Raw genomic sequence first — 23,411 nt, 5'->3', positions numbered from 1 at the left:
TGAGATACAAAAAAAATATCTGTTAAGGGATAATTTCCTATCCCTTAACAGATATAAAAAATCTTATCTTCGATACAAAACACTATCTTTGATACAATATCTTATCTTTGATATCATTTTCTATCTTCAAGCATTTCGATATTTTCGGCTCTTGCACAGAATAACAAACTCCCTGTCTCCCAGAATAGTGATCGTCTAGACCTTTTCGTTGCAACCATTTGTGATATGCCGATTTGCTCTTCTTTCTAATGAGGTTATTCTACCTAAAAATCTTCCTCATATACCGGTTCATAAAAATCTTCTTCATAATCATATTGAAAGTGCTTTTGATTGTTTCGAAAGGCTTTGTCAGGTTTTGGTGCAAATTTCTTTCGATTTTCTTTTTGAATCAACAGTTCCAAATTATCATCAACATATTTGTCCAAACCTTTTTGTTTACTGTGTTGTTTTTTCTTTCGTTGTTCTGTACGTTTGTCTTTTAGTTTTCTATTTGTTTCAGCATCTACAAAACTGCTCATTTCTCTGAAATCCTTTCTGTCTTGTTTCAATATCATATCTCAGTACAAAATATAATAAATAAACAAAAAATTGTCAATATATTTTCAGAGAATTAACAGACTGTTTTTTATTGCTCTTTTTTTGCATTTTCAATAATCTTTTGTGTCAATTGTTCCGGCACTTCTTCATAATGAGCTAATTCCATTTCAAAGTATCCTCTACCTTGTGTCATTGCTCTTAAATCTATTGCATATTTGAATGTTTCAGATTGAGGTGCTTGAGCATAGATAATCTCTTTGTTGTTTTTGAATGCTTCCATTCCCAAAACTTTACCTCTTTTTTTATTGATATCGCCGATGACATCTCCCATATATTCTTCCGGAACAACAATAGATAAATTCATCACAGGCTCTAACAAGATTGGTTTTGCTTCTTCCATTCCTTTTTTGAATGCAATATTCGCTGCTAATTTGAATGCCATTTCAGAAGAATCGACATCATGATAAGAACCGTCATATAGAGTCGCTTTGATGTTAGTTACAGGATATCCCGCCAAAATACCATGTTGCATTGCTTCTTCCAATCCTTTTTCAACGGCCGGAATATAGGACTTTGGAACGGAGCCTCCAAAGATTTCTTCTGTAAATTCAAAGTGGCTTTCACAGTGTTCAAATCGAATTTTAACATCTCCGTACTGACCATGTCCACCTGATTGTTTTTTGTGTTTTCCTTGTACATCAGATTTTCCTTTGATAGTTTCTCTATATGGAACTTTCAAGTCATTCAATTGAACTTCTACACCAAACTTATTTTTCAATTTTTCTTGAAGAGAATGCACATGAATTTCTCCTTGTACTCCCAAAACAGTTTGTTTTGTTTCTGCATTTCTCTTCCAAACAAAAGACGGATCTTCTTCCAACAATCTTTGTAGTCCTATTGAAATTTTATCTTCATCACCTTTATTTACCGGTTCAATTGCCACCAACATTTGTGGTTTTGGGAATTTCAAAGCTTCTACCGGTTCTTGAGATGCGGATGTTGACAAGGTATCTCCTGTATGAGTATCTGCAAGTTTTGTAAGAATAACGATATCTCCAGCCCATCCACCGGAAATCTCTTTTAATTCTTGGTTTACCATAGTATATAACTTAGACACTCTTTCTTTGCTTTCCTGATTCACATTGAACAGTTCTATTTCACCCTTCAATTCTCCTGCAAGAATTTTTCCGTAAGAAATTCTACCGATAAATGGGTCAATCACTGTTTTGAAAATATGAACTACTGTGTTTGGAGAATCTAACATCGTCATGTTGTCGTTTGGAGATGGCATAAAGTCGGTAATGGATTCCAACAATGTTTCAACACCTATATTTTTTGCAGTAGAACCGCATACTACAGGGATAATATCACCATTGATTACCCCTTTACGAAGTCCACCCCAAATTTCATCGTGTGTAAATTCTTCTCCATTGAAATATTTGTCCATCAATACATCATCTGATTCTGCAACGGACTCTAACAACATTTCACGAACAGGTTTTGCAATTTCTATATAATCTTCCGGAATCGGTGAATTTACAAACTCTTTTCCGGTACAGTCTCTTGCATACATTCCGACAACATTGATAAATCCTTTGAACTCTTCTCCCTTTCCCCAAGGAATATGGAAAGGTGCTATTTTTTTACCATATCGTTCTCTTAATTGGTCCAAAATTTTATCATAATCAGCTTTATCACTATCTATTTTATTTACAAAAATAATTTTTGGGATGTTGAATTCATCTGTGATTTCAAGCGCTTTGTCTGTTCCAACTTGCAAATCAGCTGTCCCGTCTACCATGATGACAGCCTCACCTGCAGCGCCCATCGCAGAAACAACTTCTCCCAAAAAGTCAAAATAACCGGGAGTATCCAAAATGTTATATCTGTTGCCATTATATTCTACTGTATGTAATGCCATAGAAGATGTTAGTGTAATCGGATCAGTCGGTTTTGAAATTTTTGTTTTCAATCCTGCTGTAAATTGAATTGCTTCTATCAAATTACTTTTACCGGAACCGCTGTGTCCGAGAATCACGACATTTCTTATTTTTTCACTTTCGTACTGTTTCATAACTGATGACTCCTCTCTCGATTTGCATTTTTGTAAATAAACTATATTTTTTCTAAAAATTAAAATTTATATTGTCATTATTTTTTAGAAAGTTTAGATTATTTATATACTGATTATAGTATAATTGTCAGTTAAAATGCAATGCTTTCCCTGAAAGTAAAATATATTTTTTGAAATAAGCCATAAAAAATCAAATTTATAGTATAATATACTTCAATGACACAGATTGTAAGAAACAACTTAACTTATGTTACATAACTTACAAGAAAGGAGTATTCTATGGAGACGAATGCAGTTATCACAAAAATATTAATCGGAGGAAATACCGCTGTCATTTTGATGTCCGTCATCATATTGGGACTTGCTGTATTTTATCTCTTCAGCAGCAATATTGATTATGCAAGTTGGTCTCGTGCCTCAACTATGATTATCAGCGCGCTTGCTATTGTTTGTCTCGCACTCAAAACAATTCCGGAGCTTTATTTAAAAAATCAAAACGTTACACCCGATATGAGTCATTTCTTCCTTCCGGAGTTTTTGATAACAAACTCTTATGAATTTATTACTTTTTCCGTAATCTGTTTTCTGATTATTTTTCAAGGAAAACGCCTATTTTTACAAAAAAAATAAGTTTTCTCACGAAATTTCACTACACATCAATAGGACTTCCCATTATAAAAACCCACCAACTTTTCCAGTACAATTACCTCAAAAGTCGGTGGGTTAGTTTTTTATCACAATAGCATAACACACTTCTACCGTTATCTGTTTTCATTTTCATCTATCATCATGTTACATTCTCTCTTTCTGTATCACGTGCAAACTCTCCTTCGTTTTTTCAACGACAACCGGTTTTCACAGATCCTTTTCCCATCAAAATGGACTTCAATCTATTACTCTTTCATACAACACACGAAATACATTCTATGTTTGTATTACAAAGCTTATCCTTCATAAATCCATCTATAAGTCCATTGTCTATTCTAATTCCTGTAACGAAAATTCTCCTTTTTCAAAAAGAGCAATCTCCTTCACATTCTTTTGTTTCAAAAAATGAACTGCATCATCAAAATGATATTGATAAACTCCAACTTGATGCGCATCAGAACCAACGCTGAACAATCGTCCGCCTTTTTTGATATAACAATCAGTTACATAGTCATAGAGATCTATTTTACGGTATTGATACATACTTCTCGTATTGATTTCCAATGCCATTTCTTTTTGAATCACCAGGTCAAGCACCTTATCAACAAAATTACGCGCTCCCTCTATAAACTGTTCTGTTGTAATGGGAATATACCGCACTCCATATTCAAAATGTGCCAGCACATTTGCAGAAACATCGCTTTCCAACGCTTGTATCATCTTCTGATAATAATGAGGTATCAACCATTCAACAGGCTGTTTGTGTGCCCATTCCTGGATAAAGTCATGTTCTCCGTCATGATGAATGGAAAGTAACTTCAAATCATAAGTCTTATTCTTCAAAAAATCCTGTATCTTTTCTTCATATCGATCAACATATCCAATCTCTATTCCAGACAAAACACATTGTCCATATTTCTGATTCAGACGTTGGATTTCATTTCGATAAGCAGTATCTTCCGGAATATTGTCCGAATACTCTACAACCGGATTGCCAAACTCCAAATGTTCCGTTGTCACGATTTTATTCCCACAAGCAACTTCTATATAGCGCTCTATCTCCTCTTTGGAATCAAACGAAAAATTAGAATGCATGTGCTGGTCACGAATCTTGTTCATCTCTTCCATTCCTCTTTCTTCTAAAATGTTTCATTCTTTTGCAACGATGAACTATCTAAAAAACTTTTTAGCCTTCAAACATTGCAACGTTGATACTTGTCTTATGCTGATAGATTAGCAAACAATCTGCCCACTACTCGTTACAAGATTTTTCTTCCTTTTGTCTGTTGATAGATCTGATAATTCTCTTTTCTGATTGGATTCCAATATACAAATACATATTTGGACACACCAAAAATTGTGTAATGGTCTCTTTTCTGAAGTTTGAGATTTTTTTCAAAGAAAGCAAACATACTTTCATAGGCTCCAGGTTCATAGAAATAAGGAATTAGAGCAGGCATACTGAAGTGAATCTTTCTATCAGGAAAGCATAATTTCATTTCTGATATCATCCCCCTTTCTATGTCTACTGCCTGAATGTAGTAGAGATTGTCAACTGTATCTGTGTATACCAGTTTTCCCCCTGAATAATATTTGAAGATATTTGTATCTGTAATTTCAATTCTTTTCTTTCGGACGAACGAAATGATGATAAGAATAAAAGTGCATCCCATAATCAGTCCGGTTGTATATCGATAACCATGAGCAGAGCCCATTACATCAAATAACTGCTCGTAAATAACCTTGCTTAAAAACATGGAACACAATGCTATGCCAATTACCGAAAAGAAACTTAAAGGTGTGCCGTAAAAATTAAATTCTCTATTTTTCATAAAAAATATCCTTTCTTCATTGTACCTTCCATTGATATGATTCATTATTTAGAACTCACTTCAATAGAGTTGTTTCCTAATTTATCTGCTATCTGATATTTTCTACGCCTAATTCAACTTTCGTCATAGAACAATTTGAATTTCTCTTTATTTTCAAATAAACAACAACTTATCACATCGATTCATCAGTTTATCAAAACCATAGTCATGAAAGGGTGAAACCTCTCCTAAATCAACTGAATAAACCTTTCTAAAAGAAAACCACATCTCCTCACATCTGTTAACATTTATCTCATAATCTTATTATGATTAAACTCCACAAAAAAAGAATATCTGCAACATCCCGTTCCAATCAATCGTCTTACTTTCTTAACTTACGATTCTCCGGACTAAGTGTATCCTATCCTCAAAATTGGATGAAATTTCATCTTCTTCTCTCTTTTTTCTAATATGAGAAGAAATCGTAACCCCAGATAGAAGCATATCCTGTTCAAAAGAAAATAGATTGCACAGAAGGAATTTGTCTATGTTTTGTTCCGTTAGCTGTTCTATTCCTCTCTTTAACGAATTTTATTTCAGTATACCACTCCTTGCCATTATAATCCATACAAAAATATAGGAGAACGTGATTTCTCGCGTTCTCCTATATTTTACTTGGGAGGTCATTCTATCATAATTACATCATTAAGCAATTGTCATTTTGCATCAAAACCCTTTTCGAATCATCATGACTTTTATCCTTACTCTAATAATTCATTGGATGCAACAATATATTTTGATTTTGATTTTGATTTCGTTTCCTATCTTTCCATCCTTCTATCTTTCCATCCTTCTATCTTTCCAGTCGTTTATTCGTTTCATCCTGTGTTTCATGATTTTCCGCGATTCTCATAAGATTCCCATTATAACTAACTCTATTCTTCTTCACATTATAACAAGTCCGTTAGAGTCTCATGTTCCTCAAATAAGAGCCCCGAAGTATCTTATCTCTCTCTTCTACCTCTTTTTGCTCCACGCAATTTACAACTCAAATCCTCAAAAAAATCAATGGTGTCTGCTACTGTTTCATAAGCATCACTGTATTCCATATCAAAAGCATCACAATCTTCTGCGTTATAATCATCATCAAGATCATATTCCTTGTAACTTGGATGTTGTTTTCTCTTTCTCAATGATTTTTTATCCAATTTACAAAGGATTCCATTAGGCAAAACATATACTATTTTTCCAAATGCAATATCTCCAATTTTATCATACAATCTACCGGCACTTAAGCTGTCTCCTTGTACAGTGTACGGACTGTTTGCCACATATCCTATCTTTCCAAGACCTTCCAACTTCACCATAATCGCCTCGTTATCGTATTCATTGTCAGGTTCTTTCTGTAAAAGCACTCTCATTCCGGATTCTAAAAATTCCTGTCCATAATAATGACCTGTTCCGACAATTGTAAAATACATTTTTGTCATAACCGTTCCCTCCATTTCAAACATCCTCTAAATTTCTCATTCCCATATCATATGAACCATAGTGTTTTTCTTTTTTTCTTTTTTTCTTTTTTATCTTTTCTTGTTATCGTTATTTTATCAAAAGACAAGTTCGAAAAAACTCCCTCGATAAAAATATTATGTCCAAAAAATTTCCCAACATCATAGTATGTAATCTATTTCACAAAATACTCCCACACAGTTGATGAAAATCTGAACCATGTTAAAGTTAGAAAACAAAGTTTATAGTTCATCCTGACTTGATTGGATAGTTATGAAGTAAATATGAACAATCCTTCCAAACAGAACCGAGTCGTTTGAACTTCACATTCTGTGATATAATGAAGTTGTACATATTTCATATTTTCAAGGAGGTTTGTTATGGCGAAAGGAAGAAATCAAAAACTGAAACTTCTCTATCTTACAAAAATTTTTATGGAAAAAACGGATGAATCTCACGCACTCACTCTTGCAGAGATTACAACTCTCCTAAACGGATATGATGTAACTGCTGACCGAAAAACATTATACCTTGATTTTGAAGAATTGAAACACTACGGACTAGATATTATCAGTGAACAACGTGGTAAAACGGTTGTATACTATCTTGCTTCTCGTGACTTTGAACTGGCTGAGCTGAAACTTCTTGTCGATTCTGTCCAATCATCCAAATTCATTACGGAAAAGAAGTCGAATTCTCTCATTAAAAAATTGGAATCTCTTGTCAGTGAACATGAATCCAAGCAACTTCATCGACAAGTCATTACAGCAGGTCGCGTAAAAACGATGAATGAAAGTATTTTGATTAACGTGGACAGTATTCATTCTGCAATCAACAACAACAGACAAATTGCATTTCAATATTTTCAGTGGACACCCGACAAACAAAGAGAACTTCGTCACAACGCTCAACGCTACACTATCAGTCCATGGCATCTTGTTTGGGATAATGAAAACTACTATATGATTGGATATGACGCGTATTCAGAGATGATAAAACACTTTCGTGTCGATAAAATGCTTCACATTTCTTCCCTTGACGAAAGAAGAGAAGGTCAAAAGAAGATGAAGGAATTCAACATTGCAACTTACTCGCGTACCCTCTTCGGTATGCTCGGTGGAGAATCGACAAGGGTAACCTTACATTGTCATAACAGTATGGCCGGGGTAATCATTGATCGATTCGGAAAAGATACCGTCATGGTCCCACATGATGAGGAGCATTTTTTTGCCTATGTAGAAGTAGTGCCGAGTGACCAATTTCTCGGATGGATTTTAGGTCTGAGTTCTCTTGTAAAAATTATGGAACCAATTTCTGTCGTAGAACAAATCAAGGATCTCCTTGCAAAGCAAAACGAACTCTATCGTTAAATGGTTTCATTTTTTGATAACAAGATTCCGTTTCTGTTATCATCTTAAAACATCCATGTCAAATACAAAAATGGTATGTCATCATATAAAAAAAGTAAGGTTCTTATCAAGAAACGAAGTATCCTATCATCAAGAACATCTATTGATATCATTATCCATCAATATTTCATAGCAACTTTTCTATAAAAAAAGAGAGTCTGTGAATGTTTTATATTCCAAACTCTCTTTTTGATAACTTTGTCTCTGTAATTATTCTATAAACTTTTTTCTTCTATTCTATTTTTTCAAGAATAACGGATAGAGTGTGCCATGCCAAAACAGCACATTTGACTCTTGCCGGCATGGTGGAAATATTCTCCAAGGCTACTGCATCTCCCAGCTCATCAAACTCCTCATCTGACAAAGGTGTTTCTTTTTTTATCAGATTCAGAAATATGGTAATCAATTTTTTTGCTTGATGAATATTCTTCCCCTTTATCAGAGAAATCATAATGGATGTGGATGCTTGAGAAATAGCACACCCCTGCCCTGTAAAAGAAGCATCTTTGATGATTTCGTCTTCTATATCCAACTGTAATTTGATTTCATCACCACAACTCGGGTTATGTCCCCACTCAGAATGGGTAACATTTTCCAGTTCTCTTTTGTTTTCTTGATTTTTGCTCTCCTCTAAAATAAGCTGTGTATAGATTTCTTTAAGATTCATATCCCATCACCTTTCTTACTTCATGCAATTTCTGCACAAAATAATCTATTTCCTCTTCGGTATTGTATATACTGAAACTCGCTCGACAAGTTGCATTCAACTTTAGGTATCGATGAAGCGGCATAGTACAATGATGTCCGGTTCGAATAGCAATTCCATCTGTATCTAAAATCGTTGCAACATCGTGAGGATGCACATCTTGGATGTTAAAGGAAATAAGAGGCGAACGATGTGTCCGGCTCGACACATAGGTTGTAATGAATTCCAATTGCTTTATCTTATTACTTGCATATTCACTCAATTCTCTTTCATAGGATGCAATCTTTTCGATTCCGATTCGATTGATATAATCAATTGCTGCTGACAAACCGACTGCCCCTCCTACATTTTGTGTCCCTGCCTCAAATTTTGACGGTACGGGCGCAAAAGTCGTACTTTGTTCATAAACATATTCTATCATATCTCCCCCATACAAAAAGGGCGTCATATGTTCTAACAGTTGTTTCTTTGCATATAGTACACCAATTCCCATCGGTCCGTACATTTTATGCCCGGAAAATACCAAAAAGTCACAATTCAATGTTTCAACATCTATTTTTTGATGAGGAACAAGTTGTGCACCGTCGATAATTGTTATTGCACCGACTTCCTTCGCTTTTTCTACAATAGTGGAAATATCCGGCATAGTTGCAACCGTATTGGATGCACCGGTAACAGATACAATCTTTGTGTTCTCATTTAATTTTTCTTCATATTCATCCAAATTGAAATCGAAGTGTTCATCCAAATAGATATAGTGTAAGGTTGCTCCCGTTTTTTGTGCCACATACTGCCAAGGGACAAGATTGCTATGATGTTCCATAATGGAAATCAAAATTTCGTCTCCCTCCTTGAGTGTCTGTAACGCATAAGAATAAGCAATCAAATTTAACCCCTCTGTCGCATTACGAACAAATATGACCTCGTCCGAAGACTTTGCCGAAATAAACTCGGCTACCTTTTGTCTTGCCGTTTCATAGACTTCTGTTGCTCTCATTCCCAAATAATGTGCTCCACGATGTGGATTTGCATTTTCAAATTCATAGTATTGTTTCATGGCATCTATCACACACTGCGGTTTTTGTGTCGTTGCAGCATTATCAAAATAGATGATTTTTCTATTGCTTCGGTCGGATAAAAATGGATACTCTCTTCTGATTTCTTCTATTTCTCTTTGGTTCATCTTTCAAAACCTCCTAAATCCTATCTCCGATTTCTTTCCATATCTCTTTCTTCAAAGAATCATCTTCTATCATATCCAAAATTGGTGTAAAACGAGATTCTAATACAATTTTTTTCGCTTCATCCAAGCAAAAACCTCTACTCATAATGTAAAACAGAATTTCTTCATCCATTTTTCCGGCACTTGCTGCATGCACTCCCTCTACATCATCCTCTTGACACAACAAAATAGGAACTGCAACATTTTTCACTTTTTCACTTAACAATATGGCATACTCTTCTTCTTTTCCTTTTGAGCGAGAGGAACCTTTTTTGAAATCTATCGTTCCCTTAAATGTCTTTTTTGCCGTATCTTTCAATGCTCCGTTAGCCAAAATATCACTTTCACTCTGCTCTCCGATATGATTGATTTCATAAGCAAGATTCAACTCACGATCCTCATCTGCAAAATAGATGGTACGAATTTTGGTATTTGCTCCTCTTTCCCACAAATTGCCCGTATAATGAAAAAAACTTCTTTGAGCACCTGTTTCAACCTGTACCAACTTCACAACCGCATCTTTGTAGACCTGTGAAATGACAGAGCACAATGCAGTATGATTCTTACTGTTCCTTGAAATATAATAAATCGTAACTTCCGCTCCCTCTTTGGCTGTAACATAAATCACACTGTTTCTGAATGTTTCTATGCTGTTTTGTTGCATCTGTTCGGCATAATCAAATATCACCGAAACTTTACTCGATTCTTCGGCAATAATATAAGTTGCATCCATTGTGACTGAACTTTGATTATCTTCCAAATATTTTACTGTTTGTGCTTCTTTTATCTCTCCTGCCTCTGCATGAATCACAGTTTGATGGGTGCGTTGTGTTTCGTTCCACAAGAGTGCTTCTTTTGAAACACCTGCCCCTCCTAATTTACACTTATTCCAATCGGAAAGAACCTGTTTCGGAATCGTATAGGTTGTTTGACTGTCAACTTGTTCTGAAACAAATTTCGGAATCTCGAATTTGGTATCATTCACCTGAACCCAATTCCAAGTAAGCACAGGTAATACATTTAATTCCATCTTAACTCCCTCCTAACCGATAGTTCCTTCTAATTCTAAGTTGATTAACTGATTCATCTCAACGGCATATTCCAGTGGCAATTCTTTTGCAATCGGATTTGCAAAACCCTGTACAATCATCGACTTCGCTTCATGTTCCGAAATTCCGCGTGACATCAGATAGAAAACAACCTCATCGTCAATCCGTCCAATCTTCGCTTCATGTCCCAAATCTACATCATCAGTGCCAATATCTACTACAGGTATGGTATCGGAACGAGACTTACTGTCTAACATCAATGACTCACAACTCACACTTGACTTGGATCCGGTTGCATTCGGATAAACCTTGACCAATCCACGATAGATTGCAACTCCTCCATCTTTGGAAATAGATTTAGAGTTTACCATAGAAGATGTGTTCGGCGCTGCATGAATCACCTTAGTTCCCGTATCTAAATACTGGTCTTTTCCCGCAAAGGTAATTCCGGTAAATTCACTCCTTGCACCCTCTCCAATCAAAATACTCATAGGATAGAGCATGGACACTTTGGAACCAAAAGAACCGGATACCCATTCAATCGCTCCACCCTCTTCTACAATCGCTCGTTTGGTATTCAGATTATACATATTTCTCGACCAATTCTCTATGGTGGAATATCGCAAAGTTGCATTTTTTTTGATAAAGAGTTCCACTGAACCGGCATGAATATTAACTACATTATATCGAGGTGCGGAACATCCCTCAATAAAATGACAATATGCCCCCTCTTCTACGATAATCAGAGTATGTTCAAACTGCCCTGCACCCGGTGCGTTTAATCTAAAGTAGGATTGTAGCGGAACTGTAACCTTTACCCCTTTCGGCACATATACAAAAGAACCGCCCGACCATACCGCACCATGCAATGCTGCATACTTATGATCCGTGTTTGGAATACAAGTCATAAAGTAATCTCTTACGATATCCTCATATTCTTTCACTGCTGTTTCAAAATCAGTGTAAATAACGCCTTGCTCTGACAATTCCTTCTGAATATTGTGGTACACCACTTCCGAGTCATACTGCGCACCGACCCCCGAAAGATTTTTTTTCTGTTCCGCCTCCGGTATTCCAAGCAACATAAAAGTATTTCGAATATCATCCGGAACCTCGTCCCAATCTTCCGTCAAATTGGCATTCGGAGAAATATAAGTAGTAATATCGCCAATATTTACTTCAGATAAATCAGGACCCCATGTAGGATTGTCAATTTGATAAAACTTTTCCAGAGAATCCAATCGAAGCTCTCTCATCCAATCAGGTTCATTTTTCTCATCAGAAATTTGATTCACAATTTCTTTTGTCAATCCCTTCTTTGTTTTTAAACGATAATGTACTTCATTTTTGATATCATAGACTCCTCTACTTACATCCTCTACCTGTGTTTTTCTTCGTTCTGTCATTTCTGCAGGTGTCATTGTTGATTCACCTCTTCCTTAAGCCATCCGTATCCCTTCTCTTCAATTTTGTCAATTAAAGAAGCATCTCCTGTCTTAACGATTCTTCCATCGATAATGATATGCACAAAATCCGGTTTGATTTGTTCTATAATCTCTCTATGATGTGTAATAATCAACAACGAATTTTCTTCCGTCTTATATTGCTGAATTCCTTCGGATACAATGCGAACGGCATCTACATCAAGTCCCGAATCCGTTTCGTCCAAGATAGCAAGCTTCGGTTTTAACATTTTCATCTGTAAAATTTCCGTCTTCTTTTTTTCTCCACCGGAAAAACCGTAATTCAAATATCGGTCAATATATTCCGGTTTCATATCCAATGCTTCCATTTGTTTCCCAATTTCACGACCGAACTTAACCAAAGACATCTGACTTCCCTCTCTTGCAGAAACGGCACTGCGAAGAAAATTCCCCACTGTAATTCCTGCAACTTCCAACGGATTCTGAAAGGACATAAAAATACCTTTTCTTGCTCTTTCATCTACCTTATCCTCTGTAATATCATTCCCCTCAAAAAAAATACTTCCCTTTCGTAAGATATATTTCGGATGATTCATAATACTGTTCGCTAAAGTAGATTTTCCGCTTCCGTTCGGTCCCATCACCACATGAATCTCACCTTTATTTATCTTCAAGTTGATGTCTTTTAGAATCAGCTTATCTCCTACACCGACAGACATATCCCTAATCTCTAACAACCTTCCTCTCATAAGATTTCCCCCTTATACTAATCTTCCACTAAAACCCTTCTACACCATATGCCTATCAGAATTCGTACCTGTAATCCAATCACTTCCAACTTGCATTTTTCATAATCACATGATACTGAACTCTTGACAATTCATTAGGTTTTCGTAGTATCAAACATAAGCTATTGATTGACGATTTTAATTCCTACTAATTTAGTATGATTAAAATTATCATATCATATCTACCCTTTTTTCACAAGTTATATACATAAAAAAAGACTTGTTCATCATTTACTCCTATAACGTTTCACTGAACCGTACTACACTTTTGTTCCAATTATAGTAAGTACAAGATACTATTGAAAACGATAGAAACAGTATCTGTTTCTGCAAAAGGACATCAGTATAATAGCAAGAATCGGCGGATTTTTATATAATCTTTTATGATTGATTTGTATCAATACCAACTTTTTCAAACCTTCAATTTATCAACCTATCTATCCGTTTTTACAAACTTTCTATCTTAATGTTCTTCTATTCTCTTTCTATGCAATATCTGTCTGTTTAGTGAAAGAACAATTTGTTATCATCACTTTCTTCTCGTCAATATTCACCGGGATTCCTCAATCTAATCACCAATATTTCTCCTTATATTCTCACCGTTTTCCATAAAAATACCGACACCTCATCGTCAGTTCTTTCGTTCTAACGATAGATGTCGGTATTCTTAAGTCTGTTTCACTGTTCAGTGATAAATTCTAAAAACTGCTTTGATATTGCTTTCTGTTTCTATAGACTTGTCCTTAATTCATCTCTACAAGAGATTGCAATATCTGTGCTAATTCTGCTCTTGTAATATTATCTTGATATCCGAATGTTCCGTCCGGTCTTCCTTTCATAATACCTAAAGACAATACCTTATCAACACTACTCTTTGCCCAAGGACTCACAGTCTTTGAATCTTTGAACACAATTGTTGTTGTCGTTCCAGTTTGTTTTTCTTTTAGATATTTTGCTAATACAACACACATTTCTTCTCTTGTCATATTATCTTGTGGTCTAAAGTAGCCGTTATATCCTATCATAAGGTTTTTATTATTTGACCATACAGTATACGGAGCATAGTAATCACTCTGTTTTACATCTTTGAATAGAATCTTACCATCTTCCAAAGTGTCTCCTGTAAATTTACCGAACGCTGTAACAAACTCTGCTCTTGAAAGAGATTTGTTTGGCTCAAAAGCACTGTTTGATGTTCCTACAAAATAACCTTTTTGTAAACATAGTGCTATTGCATTCTTCGCCCAATGACTAGAAATATCATGATATTTTTGAGCGAGTTGGTCTATGCTAAGATCTGCATTGTCATTTGATTGGTTTGAAGGATTAACATTTGGAACCGGTTGTTCAATCGGTTTAGTCACCTTGTTATCTTGTGGTTTGGAAGATGAGCTGCTACCGGATGATGAGCTATCTTGTCCCTCTTTTGTTTTCCAAACTCCAATTGCAGTAAACGCTTCATCTACTGTGATAGTATCATCAGCTTGATAGATCGTTCCGTTTATCGTCCATCCTTCGAAAGTAGCATACTCTTTTTTCACCAAATAGGTTGCATCAGGAAGTCTATAAACCGAACCTTTATCCATTCTTACCGTTTTTACAATTTTACTGTTTGTATCCGGTTGAAGAGTAATGGTTACTTGTTCTTTTTCAGCCTTATCTTTCCACAATGCTTTAACATGTGTATCTTGCTCAACATATAGAATATCCCCCGGTTGTCTTTGCACTTTCACTTCTGCTCCGGCACTATCTGTTGTTACAACTTCCCAACCTTCAAACACTTTTTCACTTGGAGGTGTAATCGTTCTAAGATATGGCAAGAAACAATCTTCACCCTCATTGATAGTAAGCTCATTTCCTGTATCAAAGAGCATACCTTGTCCACCATTCAAGTCAAATATTACTTTTCTTGTTGATTGGACTATTTTTCTTAATTCGTTACCGTTATATTCATATTTTTGGACGGTTTTATTTTTCGCATAGTCTGACGCTGTAACAACTATTTTCCAAGGTTTTTCAGGTTTCGCCTCTTCTAGAATCGTATCTCCTTTTGTCACTGCTTGTCCGTTCACAGTCACAAATATTTCTTGAAGTCTTCCTTCTTCACCGGAAGATATTTTGTCAGAAACTTGAATCTTTAACACAGACGATTCTCCTTGAGTAGAAAGCGTATACATCGGAGTTGTTATGTTCTGTGTTTCTTTTGTTTCTATAGCTATTTCAGGTTTTTTGTTATCAATATAAATTTTATATTGACTTGGCATTTGTTTTTTTATTTCTCCATCCAATGACTTGAACGTCTTTTCAGGGAATGTGTTACCGGAATAATCTTTAACACCGATATCTAAAACATCGCCATCTCTTACATCTGTAGTGAATGAAAAATCTCTTGTGTTGTTTACTTTCAAATCACCATAGATGAGATATTCATCGATGATATGATGATTCATTCTAAGGTGCCACATAAACCCACCTTTATCTCCTATGGTTCCTCTGATTGTCATAGGGCTTGTTTTGGAATAGAGGATAGGTTTGTCATTTTCAGGAACATAAGGATTGAATGTATCCGAATTCAATTCAAATGTAACGGGTTCTTTGTCAAAGTAAACACAACGACCTTTTTCAAAAACTAATTTGTCTTCCGGAATCTTGGTGATTTCTCCGTTTGAATCTCTTTCAACACCTACAAAATTACCTTGACTATCTACATCCGGTTTATAGATTTCAAAACGAAGGGCATTGAATCCTTGCAAAATATTGATATCTATAAATCGTTCTCCATTTCTACCTTCTTCTCCAAATTCATAATCCGGTTTTGTCATTTTACTTGGATCGATAGCATACATTTTATCAGACAGTGCTTCTAATGACATTTTTCCGGCATTGTATGATATGATTCTGACAGCATAACCTTTTTTTACTTTCAACTTATCTCTTAATGCGAATACTGCGTGATCTTCTTTTGTATCTTCATTTCTGACTGTTTGTCCTGTAGGTATTGCAAGTATGGTAGGTTGTCCTTTATCTCCCCCTGCAATACCTCCATTTCCATTGCCTTTCAACTCTTCAATATTTCTAAGCATGGAGCTATATGCTTTGTAATCATCGCTGGCAAGCAATGGATCTGTTTCACCATCAGATTTTTTTGCATCCGGCATCACTAATGTGACTCTCTTACTTTTCTCACCATTATCATTTACTGCCCAGATGTATATCTCTCCACCGTCATAGTTAAAAGGATTAGAATTCGTATCAACATCTGCTCTGTTTCCATAGAAATCAAATTTCATCGTATGTTGATCTTTATCGTAATCAAAAGTCGAAATTTCTTTTTTCATTCTTTTTCTGATATTTCTCATATTTTTTGATTGGAAGTATACTTTGGTATTTCTGTCAACATTAGTTAATGAACCGATGACACTAAAACCGTCACTTTCATTTAACTCAATTTTGAATTTACCATCTCTTTCCAAATCTTCGGTAGAAACTTCTTCCAATTCAATAGGGAATAGTTTGCAACCTTTTTGTCGTGCATACTCTTCCGGATTTCCGGACTCTTCCGCCTCAGACCAAATAAACAAAATCGGATCTCCATCTTCAAGAACTTTTGTGTGGTAATATTTGTTATCATATTCTACCACATCATAATATTTAGGGTTACCGCTTTCATCTTTAATAGGGCAATCTTCTCCTGTTGAAATCCATGTTTCTTTTTCTTCAGAAGTCCAAGTTGATTTATCCAATACACGTATATTGGTAAATTCTTTTCCTTTTGCTCTCTTGCCTCTCATTTCACCTAAGGTAGAAACAGCTTTTTCTATAGAGATAACAGGTGCGCCATCCAGCTCTTCTTCCTCTTCCCCTTGATCAGGATTTTCAGGATCAGGTACATTTGGAATACTCTCTGATTTCAGTTGTCCACCGACAATACCTTGTCCTATACTTTTAAATTCTTCTGTTTCTGAATCATATTCATTTAAAGTATAATGCAATTTGTTATCTTGGGTATTGACATCATCATCAAAAACAACTCTTAAAGTCGGAGCAAAGTTTCCGGCACCGTCTACTGCAACAATTTCCAAAGTTTTTCCAATCAAATCACGGTTTGCATCTCTAATCACATACTCTCCGTCAGATGTTCTTATGACATTAAAGTTCTTTGTAACATAACCGTTATCGGAATCGACAAACCCTGCACCAACATACCAAACTTTACTGTCTGCTTGTTGGAACAATTTTTCATTTTCAGGTCTATCCTTATCTTGTTTTTGATCTCTAAGGAAATAGACTCCATTTGGAGCATTGCTCAAATCTTTAGCTTTGTGATACGTATCATTTGCTTTTATCACAATATTATCTGCATCACTCAAGTCAATTGAATCAATCGTAGGAGAGGTATTGTCCACTTTAATTGGAATTCTGGTTTTTTGCCATGGGTAATCAGGTGTCAAACGGTATTCAAAAGTATAATAATACAATCCTTCCGCTACTTGATCCAAATCCCCTGTGATATCTCCAAGTCCTAGATCCAAATGAGAGTTATAGACTGTACCATCCCATTTCAAGTCTCCCCATACTTTTTTGAATCCGTCTTTCAACCCTTTTGCAGTATTTCGTTTGGAATTCAAGATTCCTTTTACAAAGTGTTGTACTGCCATGGTTCTTAAGTTTCTGCCTTCCTCATTGGCTATATATATTTTAGATTCTGATGCAGAGCGAAGTACCAATGGTGATGGAGTAAGTCCGGCATTGTTTACCTCAAAATCGTTCGCATCTATTTCTTTTTCTTTTCCATTTTGATCTACCACTTTTAATTTCTTTTGTTTTCCGGAAATTAAGTTACTATCACTTGCTTTTGATGTAGTTGTATCTACAGATGTATTCATCGCAAAATATTCCGGATCTTGTTTGAAGTTAGGATTTCCATCCTCTGTGTTTTGAATCACACCGGCAGGGTGGAAGTTATCTACACCGTGCTCTCCACCGGCACCGTAATTTAATGTTCCCGGACGTTTTGGTTTTCCGTTATCGTCAAATACTGTTATTGATCCGGAAAGTGAACCTTCTTCCCATGCCCATTTATCTATAATAGGCTCTTTATTCCAATCTCCTGCAAATCCCATCAACGGCATAGAAATTGAAGCCAATTCTTGATTATGAGATGTGAAGTTGATGAATGACTCTACAAACTTATCCGCATCTGCTGCTGCACCTGTCTGAATCGTTGCATTCAATTGGTAGGAGCCGTGAGCAGGTACAGTGACTTGACCGTTTTGTGCTTTAAAAATAATCTCAGCACCATCTACTTTTACAGGGTGAATCTCTGCTACAACCTGTTTTCCTTCTTTGTGATTATCATCTATATACTCTTCATCCAATTTTGTGACCTGTTTTTCTCCATCTGTAGTAACAGGACTCGCAGTAACATCAAATATCACATCTTTATCACTTGTATTGTAAAGATCAATTGTAAAGTCTTTTGAGCCACCACGAATTTCTTTCAATGATACGGCACCATAAGAATTGTATTCCCCTACTGAGTCTTTTACCTTAAACGATGCGATAACATCTGTCTTTAACGCACGTGCTACATTGATGACTCCCGCTCCTTGTTGACGAGGAGATGCAAAAAATGCAGTTGTGATATCCATATCTTTCGCAGTTGATGGATCTATCATCGGTGTCGCACTGTTTTGCATTACAATTTTTGTAAGACTGGAAAGATCTATGTTTGCACTCTTTAATACTGGAGATTCGACCATTTCTTTCAATTTCGGTCTAATCAATACGCTGGCTCCTGCAGCAACCGGTGTTGCCATAGATGTCCCTGACATATATGCATAATCATCTTTTCCGTTTACTTTGTTCAATGTGGAATAGATATTTTTACCGGGAGCTGAAATATCAGGTTTCAACATCAAGTCTGTTCGTGGTCCCCAAGACGTAGAACCGGCAGGAACTTGATAATTTTCTTCCCATTTTTGCAACTCATCAGAAAATTCCACATCTAGTTCTGCAGTAGCTCCTACTTTCGGTTTGCGACTGTTGAACTGTTGCATATCAACTCTATATTCATTTTCTCCTCTTGCGGTTGTATTTGAGTCTTCATGAGTCACTTTGTTTTGCATCATGTCCCAAAGTTCTGCTCCGTCATACCCTGAAAGTGAAATTACTTGCATGGATGTATTTTCATCTTTTTCATATCCCATAGCAGGTATATTTTCCCAATCATCTCTGTTGTAATAAGAAACAGTATTGACTACTACTACTAATTTAGCACCCTTATCTTGTACTTTTTTGAACGCATATTTCAAATCTTTTGTATAAATTCTGTCCATTACAACAATTTTGTTTCTTAAATCACGACCTTGGATATCTTCATCTTGACATTTTCCAAGATAAACAAATGTATATTTTCCAGCCTTTTTATTTGTATGTTGATCAAGAAATTTCATTTGATCGAAAAATGCTCCGATTTGGCTATATCTAAAATCTTTTGTCAAATTTTGATTTGCAATTTTTATTGTAGGGAAATACACCACTGTATTTCTGGAAGAACCTACTGCAATTGCATCTTCATGAGCTGCAGTTCTTGTAACATTACCTGTGTCGGTCATACCCAACGCATTGTTTGCATATCTATCCCAAGATGAATTGGAGGATGATGTTGCAAAGTTACCGGTTGCAACAAAAACAGGTATTCCTGCTTTTCGCATCGCTCTAATAGCCGGCCAGTATTTTTCTCCCACAAGCCCTGTTCCTGTAAATCCGGACGAGATGGAAACAACATCCGCATCCAATTTAATAGAATCTTCAAATGCATGGAACATTGTTTCATCCCCTGCAAATGCATCAGACGCATCAGAATACATCTTATAGGATAGAAGTTGTGCATTAGGAGCAACTCCTTTTATTCCTCTGTTCTGTTTTACAAGATCATCGGTGTCATTTGCTGCTAAGATTCCCGCAATATGCATTCCATGAGGATCATAATAAGCAGAGCCGTCATCATATTTTTCAATCGTATTAGTTCCGCCGTTCATATAGTTGAACGCATGAGGAACTTTGTCACTCACCCAAAACGGATCATGATGATTGTTTTTCAGTTTCATCGCAGGCAATGCATCCGGATCAATTCTCATCGCTCTATGAGTAGAGTCCATACCGGTATCAATATGTGAGATCAACATTCCTCTCCCATCAAAATGTTTGTCTATCCCGTTTGCATTGATTGCTTTTAAGTAATCTTCCGTAACATCTTCTATTCCGATGTTTTTTCTTGCGTTGTTCATTAAAGGGCTTAACTGTCCTGCTCTTTCGACTGATTTTACACCTTTAATCATCTTTAACGCATCCAAGTTCTTCGGCCATGTTTCTACCGAACATCCTTGAAAAATTATGTTATATTCATAGAGTACTTTCGTATCCTCTATTTTCTTTAGAGATTGAAGAACAGTCTCTTTATCCTGTGCACTTTCATATTCCACAAAATAAACGACCTTCTCGACTTCAATTTTATCTCCTTCGAGATTCTTTTTGAAGTCCTTCAGTAACGGGCTCAGATTTTGTTGATCCCCTTCAGAATAAATATTACCTCCCTCTTGTTGCACATCCTCCTGCTTGACATCCCTTTTGAACTCTTCGAATGATTCAATGTTCTTGTTATCATTTACATCAACGGGTCTGTCTGCAAACGATAAGCAGCCTTGTGACATAGTAATCGTAAGAGCTAAAAAAATGCTTGCTAATCGCTTTTTCATAAAAATCCTCCATTCATAAAAATTTAATGCCAATTTTCAATCTAAACGCTTAAAATCACAAAACGTCACTTGTCTTGTGATTTCATTTCAGAAAACAGATTAAAAAACGGCTATCGTCATTTTTTTGATAACGTCTCCTATAATTAGTTAAGAAACATTATCAAAAGATATCATAATCCTTACAAAAAAAATATTCAATAGTAAATCCTTATTTTTTTAAATTTTTTAAGATCTATCTTGTAACTTGAATTTACCTAAATTTAGCGAATAGATATACAAAAGAAAACGCTATACACACTGATAAATCAATGTGTATAGCGAAATTTTAATCTCCTGCTGAACTTGATTTATAAAAAACTTCTATGTTCTGTCAACAATTATTTAGACCCATCCAAATAGTATAATCTTCTAAATTCGTTGATTCCAAACTGATACTCCGGTGTTACCAAAGTTTCTTTGATTTCAGAAATATCGTACCATGGATTCTCAGGATGTGCCGGGTTTTTAATCAAATGAAACTCTTGTGCCGGCATAAATCCTTGTGCCAACAAGAACTGAATGTTCCCTTCATCATTCTTACAACAGTCAACTACCATTACCACATGTCCCGGAGTTCCGGAATGTAAGAAGACATCCCCAATTTTCATTTCTTTTAGCGTAATCATCTTTGATTCTTTTTCCATTGAAACGGTTGATGCATAGGCAAACACAACATTCAAATATTTTTCCAATATTTTTTCATCACTTCCCGGCTCTGCCTTCTTTACCCATTGAGGATTTCCTCGTTCATCAAAAACAACACGATATCCTTGTTTCCAATGTGTATAATCACACTCAAAACCGTCAACAAAATGAAAGATTATCTTATCTTCCTCTCCATTTTGATACAAATATTCCGCATAGATTCTCATTACAGAGTCTGCACATTGTTGTAAATCCCTTGGTTCAAGATGCATTGCAAAAACTCCTTCATGATGAGATTGTGCACTTTTTTCTTTTCCATCATACAACAAAACAGAACTTCCATACGGTTTTAATGGATACTCTCTCAAAAATTGTCCAAAACTATGTTCATCCTCTGCAACTCTCGTATATCCGTCCGGAACCACGACTCTTTCTACTATCGTGTTTCCTTGTGAATTGAGATAAATATGTTTCGTCTGATCTTCTGTGGTTAAATCGGAAGAACATGCACTTAAGCAACACAATGCTAAAATCACTAGAATAACTGCATACTTATTTTGTTTCATAGATAATCCCTCCTCTTATCCTAGAGATAACGTTTTCAATTGATTTTACTTTTTTTCGAAAAACTTCTCGACTCTGTAAACAGATAAACAACTACTGTCGAAATAGCATTTGTCAATCATTCCATATCGATTCTCCTTATGTATTTAACAATATCAGTATACCACAAATCCACCGTTTGGACTGATAATCTGTCCGGTGATGAAGTTCGCTTTTTCAGATGACAAAAACACCACTGTTTCTGCGATGTCTTCAGGTTGTCCCAAACGTCCGGCAGGAGTTTCATCTGCAACCATCTGTAACGTTTCTTCATCAAATCCCGAAAGCATATCTGTCAGAACTGCTCCGGGTGCAACGGCATTGACCTGAATATTGGATGGTCCTTCTTCTTTTGCGAGTGCTTTGGTAAAAGCAAGAATCGCTCCTTTTGTTGCGGAATAATGTGTTTCACACGATGCACCTACTAATCCCCAAACAGAAGAAATGTTTACAATCTTTCCTTTTTTTCGGGAAATCATACCGGGAAGAACATACTTGCAACAAAGGTACATTCCCTTCACATTGACATCGAACATTCTCTCCCATGTACTTGTTTCAATATCAGTAAATAATGCCATCTCAGCAATACCGGCATTGTTGACCAATACTTCTACAGGAGAAAACTCGTGTTCGATGGTTGTTATCATCTTTTTAACTTGTTGTTCGTCAGACACATCACATTGTACAACAATTGCACGACCTCCATCACGAACAATCTCTTCTTTTACTTGCTCGGCTGCTTCCTTCTGCTCAATATAGTTGATAACTACTCTATCACCCTGTTTTGCAAACGCCTTTGCAATCGCTCGACCGATTCCTCTGGAGCTTCCTGTTACCAAAACCGTTCTGTTCATCTCACTCACTCCTTTCTTTCTCTTTCTTTATTCTCTGTTCTTGTTCCCATCTTACTCCGGAACAAATCATATATACGACTTCATACCCGGATTGTAACCAAATTCTTCCTTTTTCTTTTTTTGGGATTGTCTCATCGGACCTAATCGAAAGATATTCTCTCTCCAATTCAAAAAAGACTGAATAAGGTACGTTGTTGTATGATGTTATTTGATTCACTTTTTTTATAAATTCATCCACTCGTTTCATAATTTACCATCCGAAAAATTGTATGATTTCATATACTTCTACATCTTATCTATTACAAGCACTCACTTGACAAACAGTGTAGAATT

The 23,411-nt window shown here is 35.9% G+C and carries 16 protein-coding genes; 2 read left to right on the top strand and 14 right to left on the bottom strand.

Annotated elements, in window-relative coordinates; all coding sequences use genetic code 11:
* Nucleotides 1–263 precede the first annotated feature (263 nt).
* Nucleotides 264–518, bottom strand: coding sequence for a hypothetical protein (locus ACO5GE_RS02565; protein ID WP_484829361.1), 255 nt, complete (start codon nucleotides 516–518; stop codon nucleotides 264–266).
* 107 nt (nucleotides 519–625) lie between these two features.
* Entirely contained in the window at nucleotides 626–2,611 is a 1,986-nt protein-coding gene (locus ACO5GE_RS02560) for an elongation factor G (RefSeq protein WP_484829360.1), read from the bottom strand.
* 279 nt (nucleotides 2,612–2,890) lie between these two features.
* Between ACO5GE_RS02560 and ACO5GE_RS02555 the strand changes: the two genes are divergently transcribed.
* Nucleotides 2,891–3,241: a hypothetical protein gene (locus ACO5GE_RS02555; protein ID WP_484829359.1), complete on the top strand. Its 351-nt coding sequence runs from the start codon at nucleotides 2,891–2,893 to the stop codon at nucleotides 3,239–3,241.
* A gap of 348 nt (nucleotides 3,242–3,589) precedes the next feature.
* Here the strand turns inward: ACO5GE_RS02555 and ACO5GE_RS02550 are convergent, their stop codons facing one another.
* From ACO5GE_RS02550 to ACO5GE_RS02540, 3 genes are all read right to left on the bottom strand, one after another.
* On the bottom strand, nucleotides 3,590–4,378 hold the full coding sequence (locus ACO5GE_RS02550) for a histidinol-phosphatase HisJ family protein (RefSeq protein ID WP_484829358.1): 789 nt from the start codon (nucleotides 4,376–4,378) through the stop codon (nucleotides 3,590–3,592).
* Nucleotides 4,379–4,518: 140 nt separating this feature from the next.
* A complete protein-coding gene (locus ACO5GE_RS02545; RefSeq protein WP_484829357.1) occupies nucleotides 4,519–5,091 on the bottom strand; it encodes a hypothetical protein in 573 nt (190 codons plus the stop codon).
* Nucleotides 5,092–6,074: 983 nt separating this feature from the next.
* On the bottom strand, nucleotides 6,075–6,560 hold the full coding sequence (locus ACO5GE_RS02540) for an HIRAN domain-containing protein (RefSeq protein WP_484829356.1): 486 nt from the start codon (nucleotides 6,558–6,560) through the stop codon (nucleotides 6,075–6,077).
* 399 nt (nucleotides 6,561–6,959) lie between these two features.
* Between ACO5GE_RS02540 and ACO5GE_RS02535 the strand changes: the two genes are divergently transcribed.
* Entirely contained in the window at nucleotides 6,960–7,949 is a 990-nt protein-coding gene (locus ACO5GE_RS02535; RefSeq protein ID WP_484829355.1) for a helix-turn-helix transcriptional regulator, read from the top strand.
* A 271-nt stretch (nucleotides 7,950–8,220) separates the two neighbouring features.
* On the opposite strand, the gene sufU is transcribed toward ACO5GE_RS02535, so the two are convergent.
* From sufU to ACO5GE_RS02490, 9 genes are all read right to left on the bottom strand, one after another.
* Nucleotides 8,221–8,655, bottom strand: coding sequence for a Fe-S cluster assembly sulfur transfer protein SufU (gene sufU, locus ACO5GE_RS02530; RefSeq protein ID WP_014263087.1), 435 nt, complete (start codon nucleotides 8,653–8,655; stop codon nucleotides 8,221–8,223).
* Nucleotides 8,645–9,877, bottom strand: coding sequence for an aminotransferase class V-fold PLP-dependent enzyme (locus ACO5GE_RS02525; protein ID WP_484829354.1), 1,233 nt, complete (start codon nucleotides 9,875–9,877; stop codon nucleotides 8,645–8,647). Before ACO5GE_RS02525 ends, sufU begins: the two co-directional genes overlap by 11 nt.
* 13 nt (nucleotides 9,878–9,890) lie before the next feature.
* The gene (locus ACO5GE_RS02520; protein ID WP_484829353.1) at nucleotides 9,891–10,946 is read right to left on the bottom strand and encodes a SufB/SufD family protein; all 1,056 of its coding nucleotides are present in this window, start codon (nucleotides 10,944–10,946) and stop codon (nucleotides 9,891–9,893) included.
* Between the two features lie 12 nt (nucleotides 10,947–10,958).
* Nucleotides 10,959–12,371 (bottom strand): Fe-S cluster assembly protein SufB, encoded by a 1,413-nt coding sequence (gene sufB, locus ACO5GE_RS02515; RefSeq protein ID WP_484829391.1) that lies wholly within the window; start codon nucleotides 12,369–12,371, stop codon nucleotides 10,959–10,961.
* Nucleotides 12,372–12,382: 11 nt separating this feature from the next.
* Complete coding sequence (sufC, locus tag ACO5GE_RS02510) at nucleotides 12,383–13,138, bottom strand: Fe-S cluster assembly ATPase SufC (RefSeq protein ID WP_484829352.1); 756 nt, start codon at nucleotides 13,136–13,138, stop codon at nucleotides 12,383–12,385.
* A gap of 782 nt (nucleotides 13,139–13,920) precedes the next feature.
* A complete protein-coding gene (locus ACO5GE_RS02505) occupies nucleotides 13,921–20,937 on the bottom strand; it encodes an S-layer homology domain-containing protein (RefSeq protein WP_484829351.1) in 7,017 nt (2,338 codons plus the stop codon).
* Between the two features lie 377 nt (nucleotides 20,938–21,314).
* A complete protein-coding gene (locus ACO5GE_RS02500) occupies nucleotides 21,315–22,187 on the bottom strand; it encodes a DUF4846 domain-containing protein (RefSeq protein WP_484829350.1) in 873 nt (290 codons plus the stop codon).
* Nucleotides 22,188–22,340: 153 nt separating this feature from the next.
* Nucleotides 22,341–23,078: an elongation factor P 5-aminopentanone reductase gene (gene ymfI, locus ACO5GE_RS02495; protein WP_484829349.1), complete on the bottom strand. Its 738-nt coding sequence runs from the start codon at nucleotides 23,076–23,078 to the stop codon at nucleotides 22,341–22,343.
* Nucleotide 23,079: 1 nt separating this feature from the next.
* The gene (locus ACO5GE_RS02490) at nucleotides 23,080–23,325 is read right to left on the bottom strand and encodes a hypothetical protein (protein WP_484829348.1); all 246 of its coding nucleotides are present in this window, start codon (nucleotides 23,323–23,325) and stop codon (nucleotides 23,080–23,082) included.
* Nucleotides 23,326–23,411: the final 86 nt, after the last annotated feature.

Source organism: Filifactor sp. (assembly GCF_057248345.1).
Note: the sequence above shows the minus strand (reverse complement) of the source record. Positions and strands in the feature narration are given on the sequence as shown.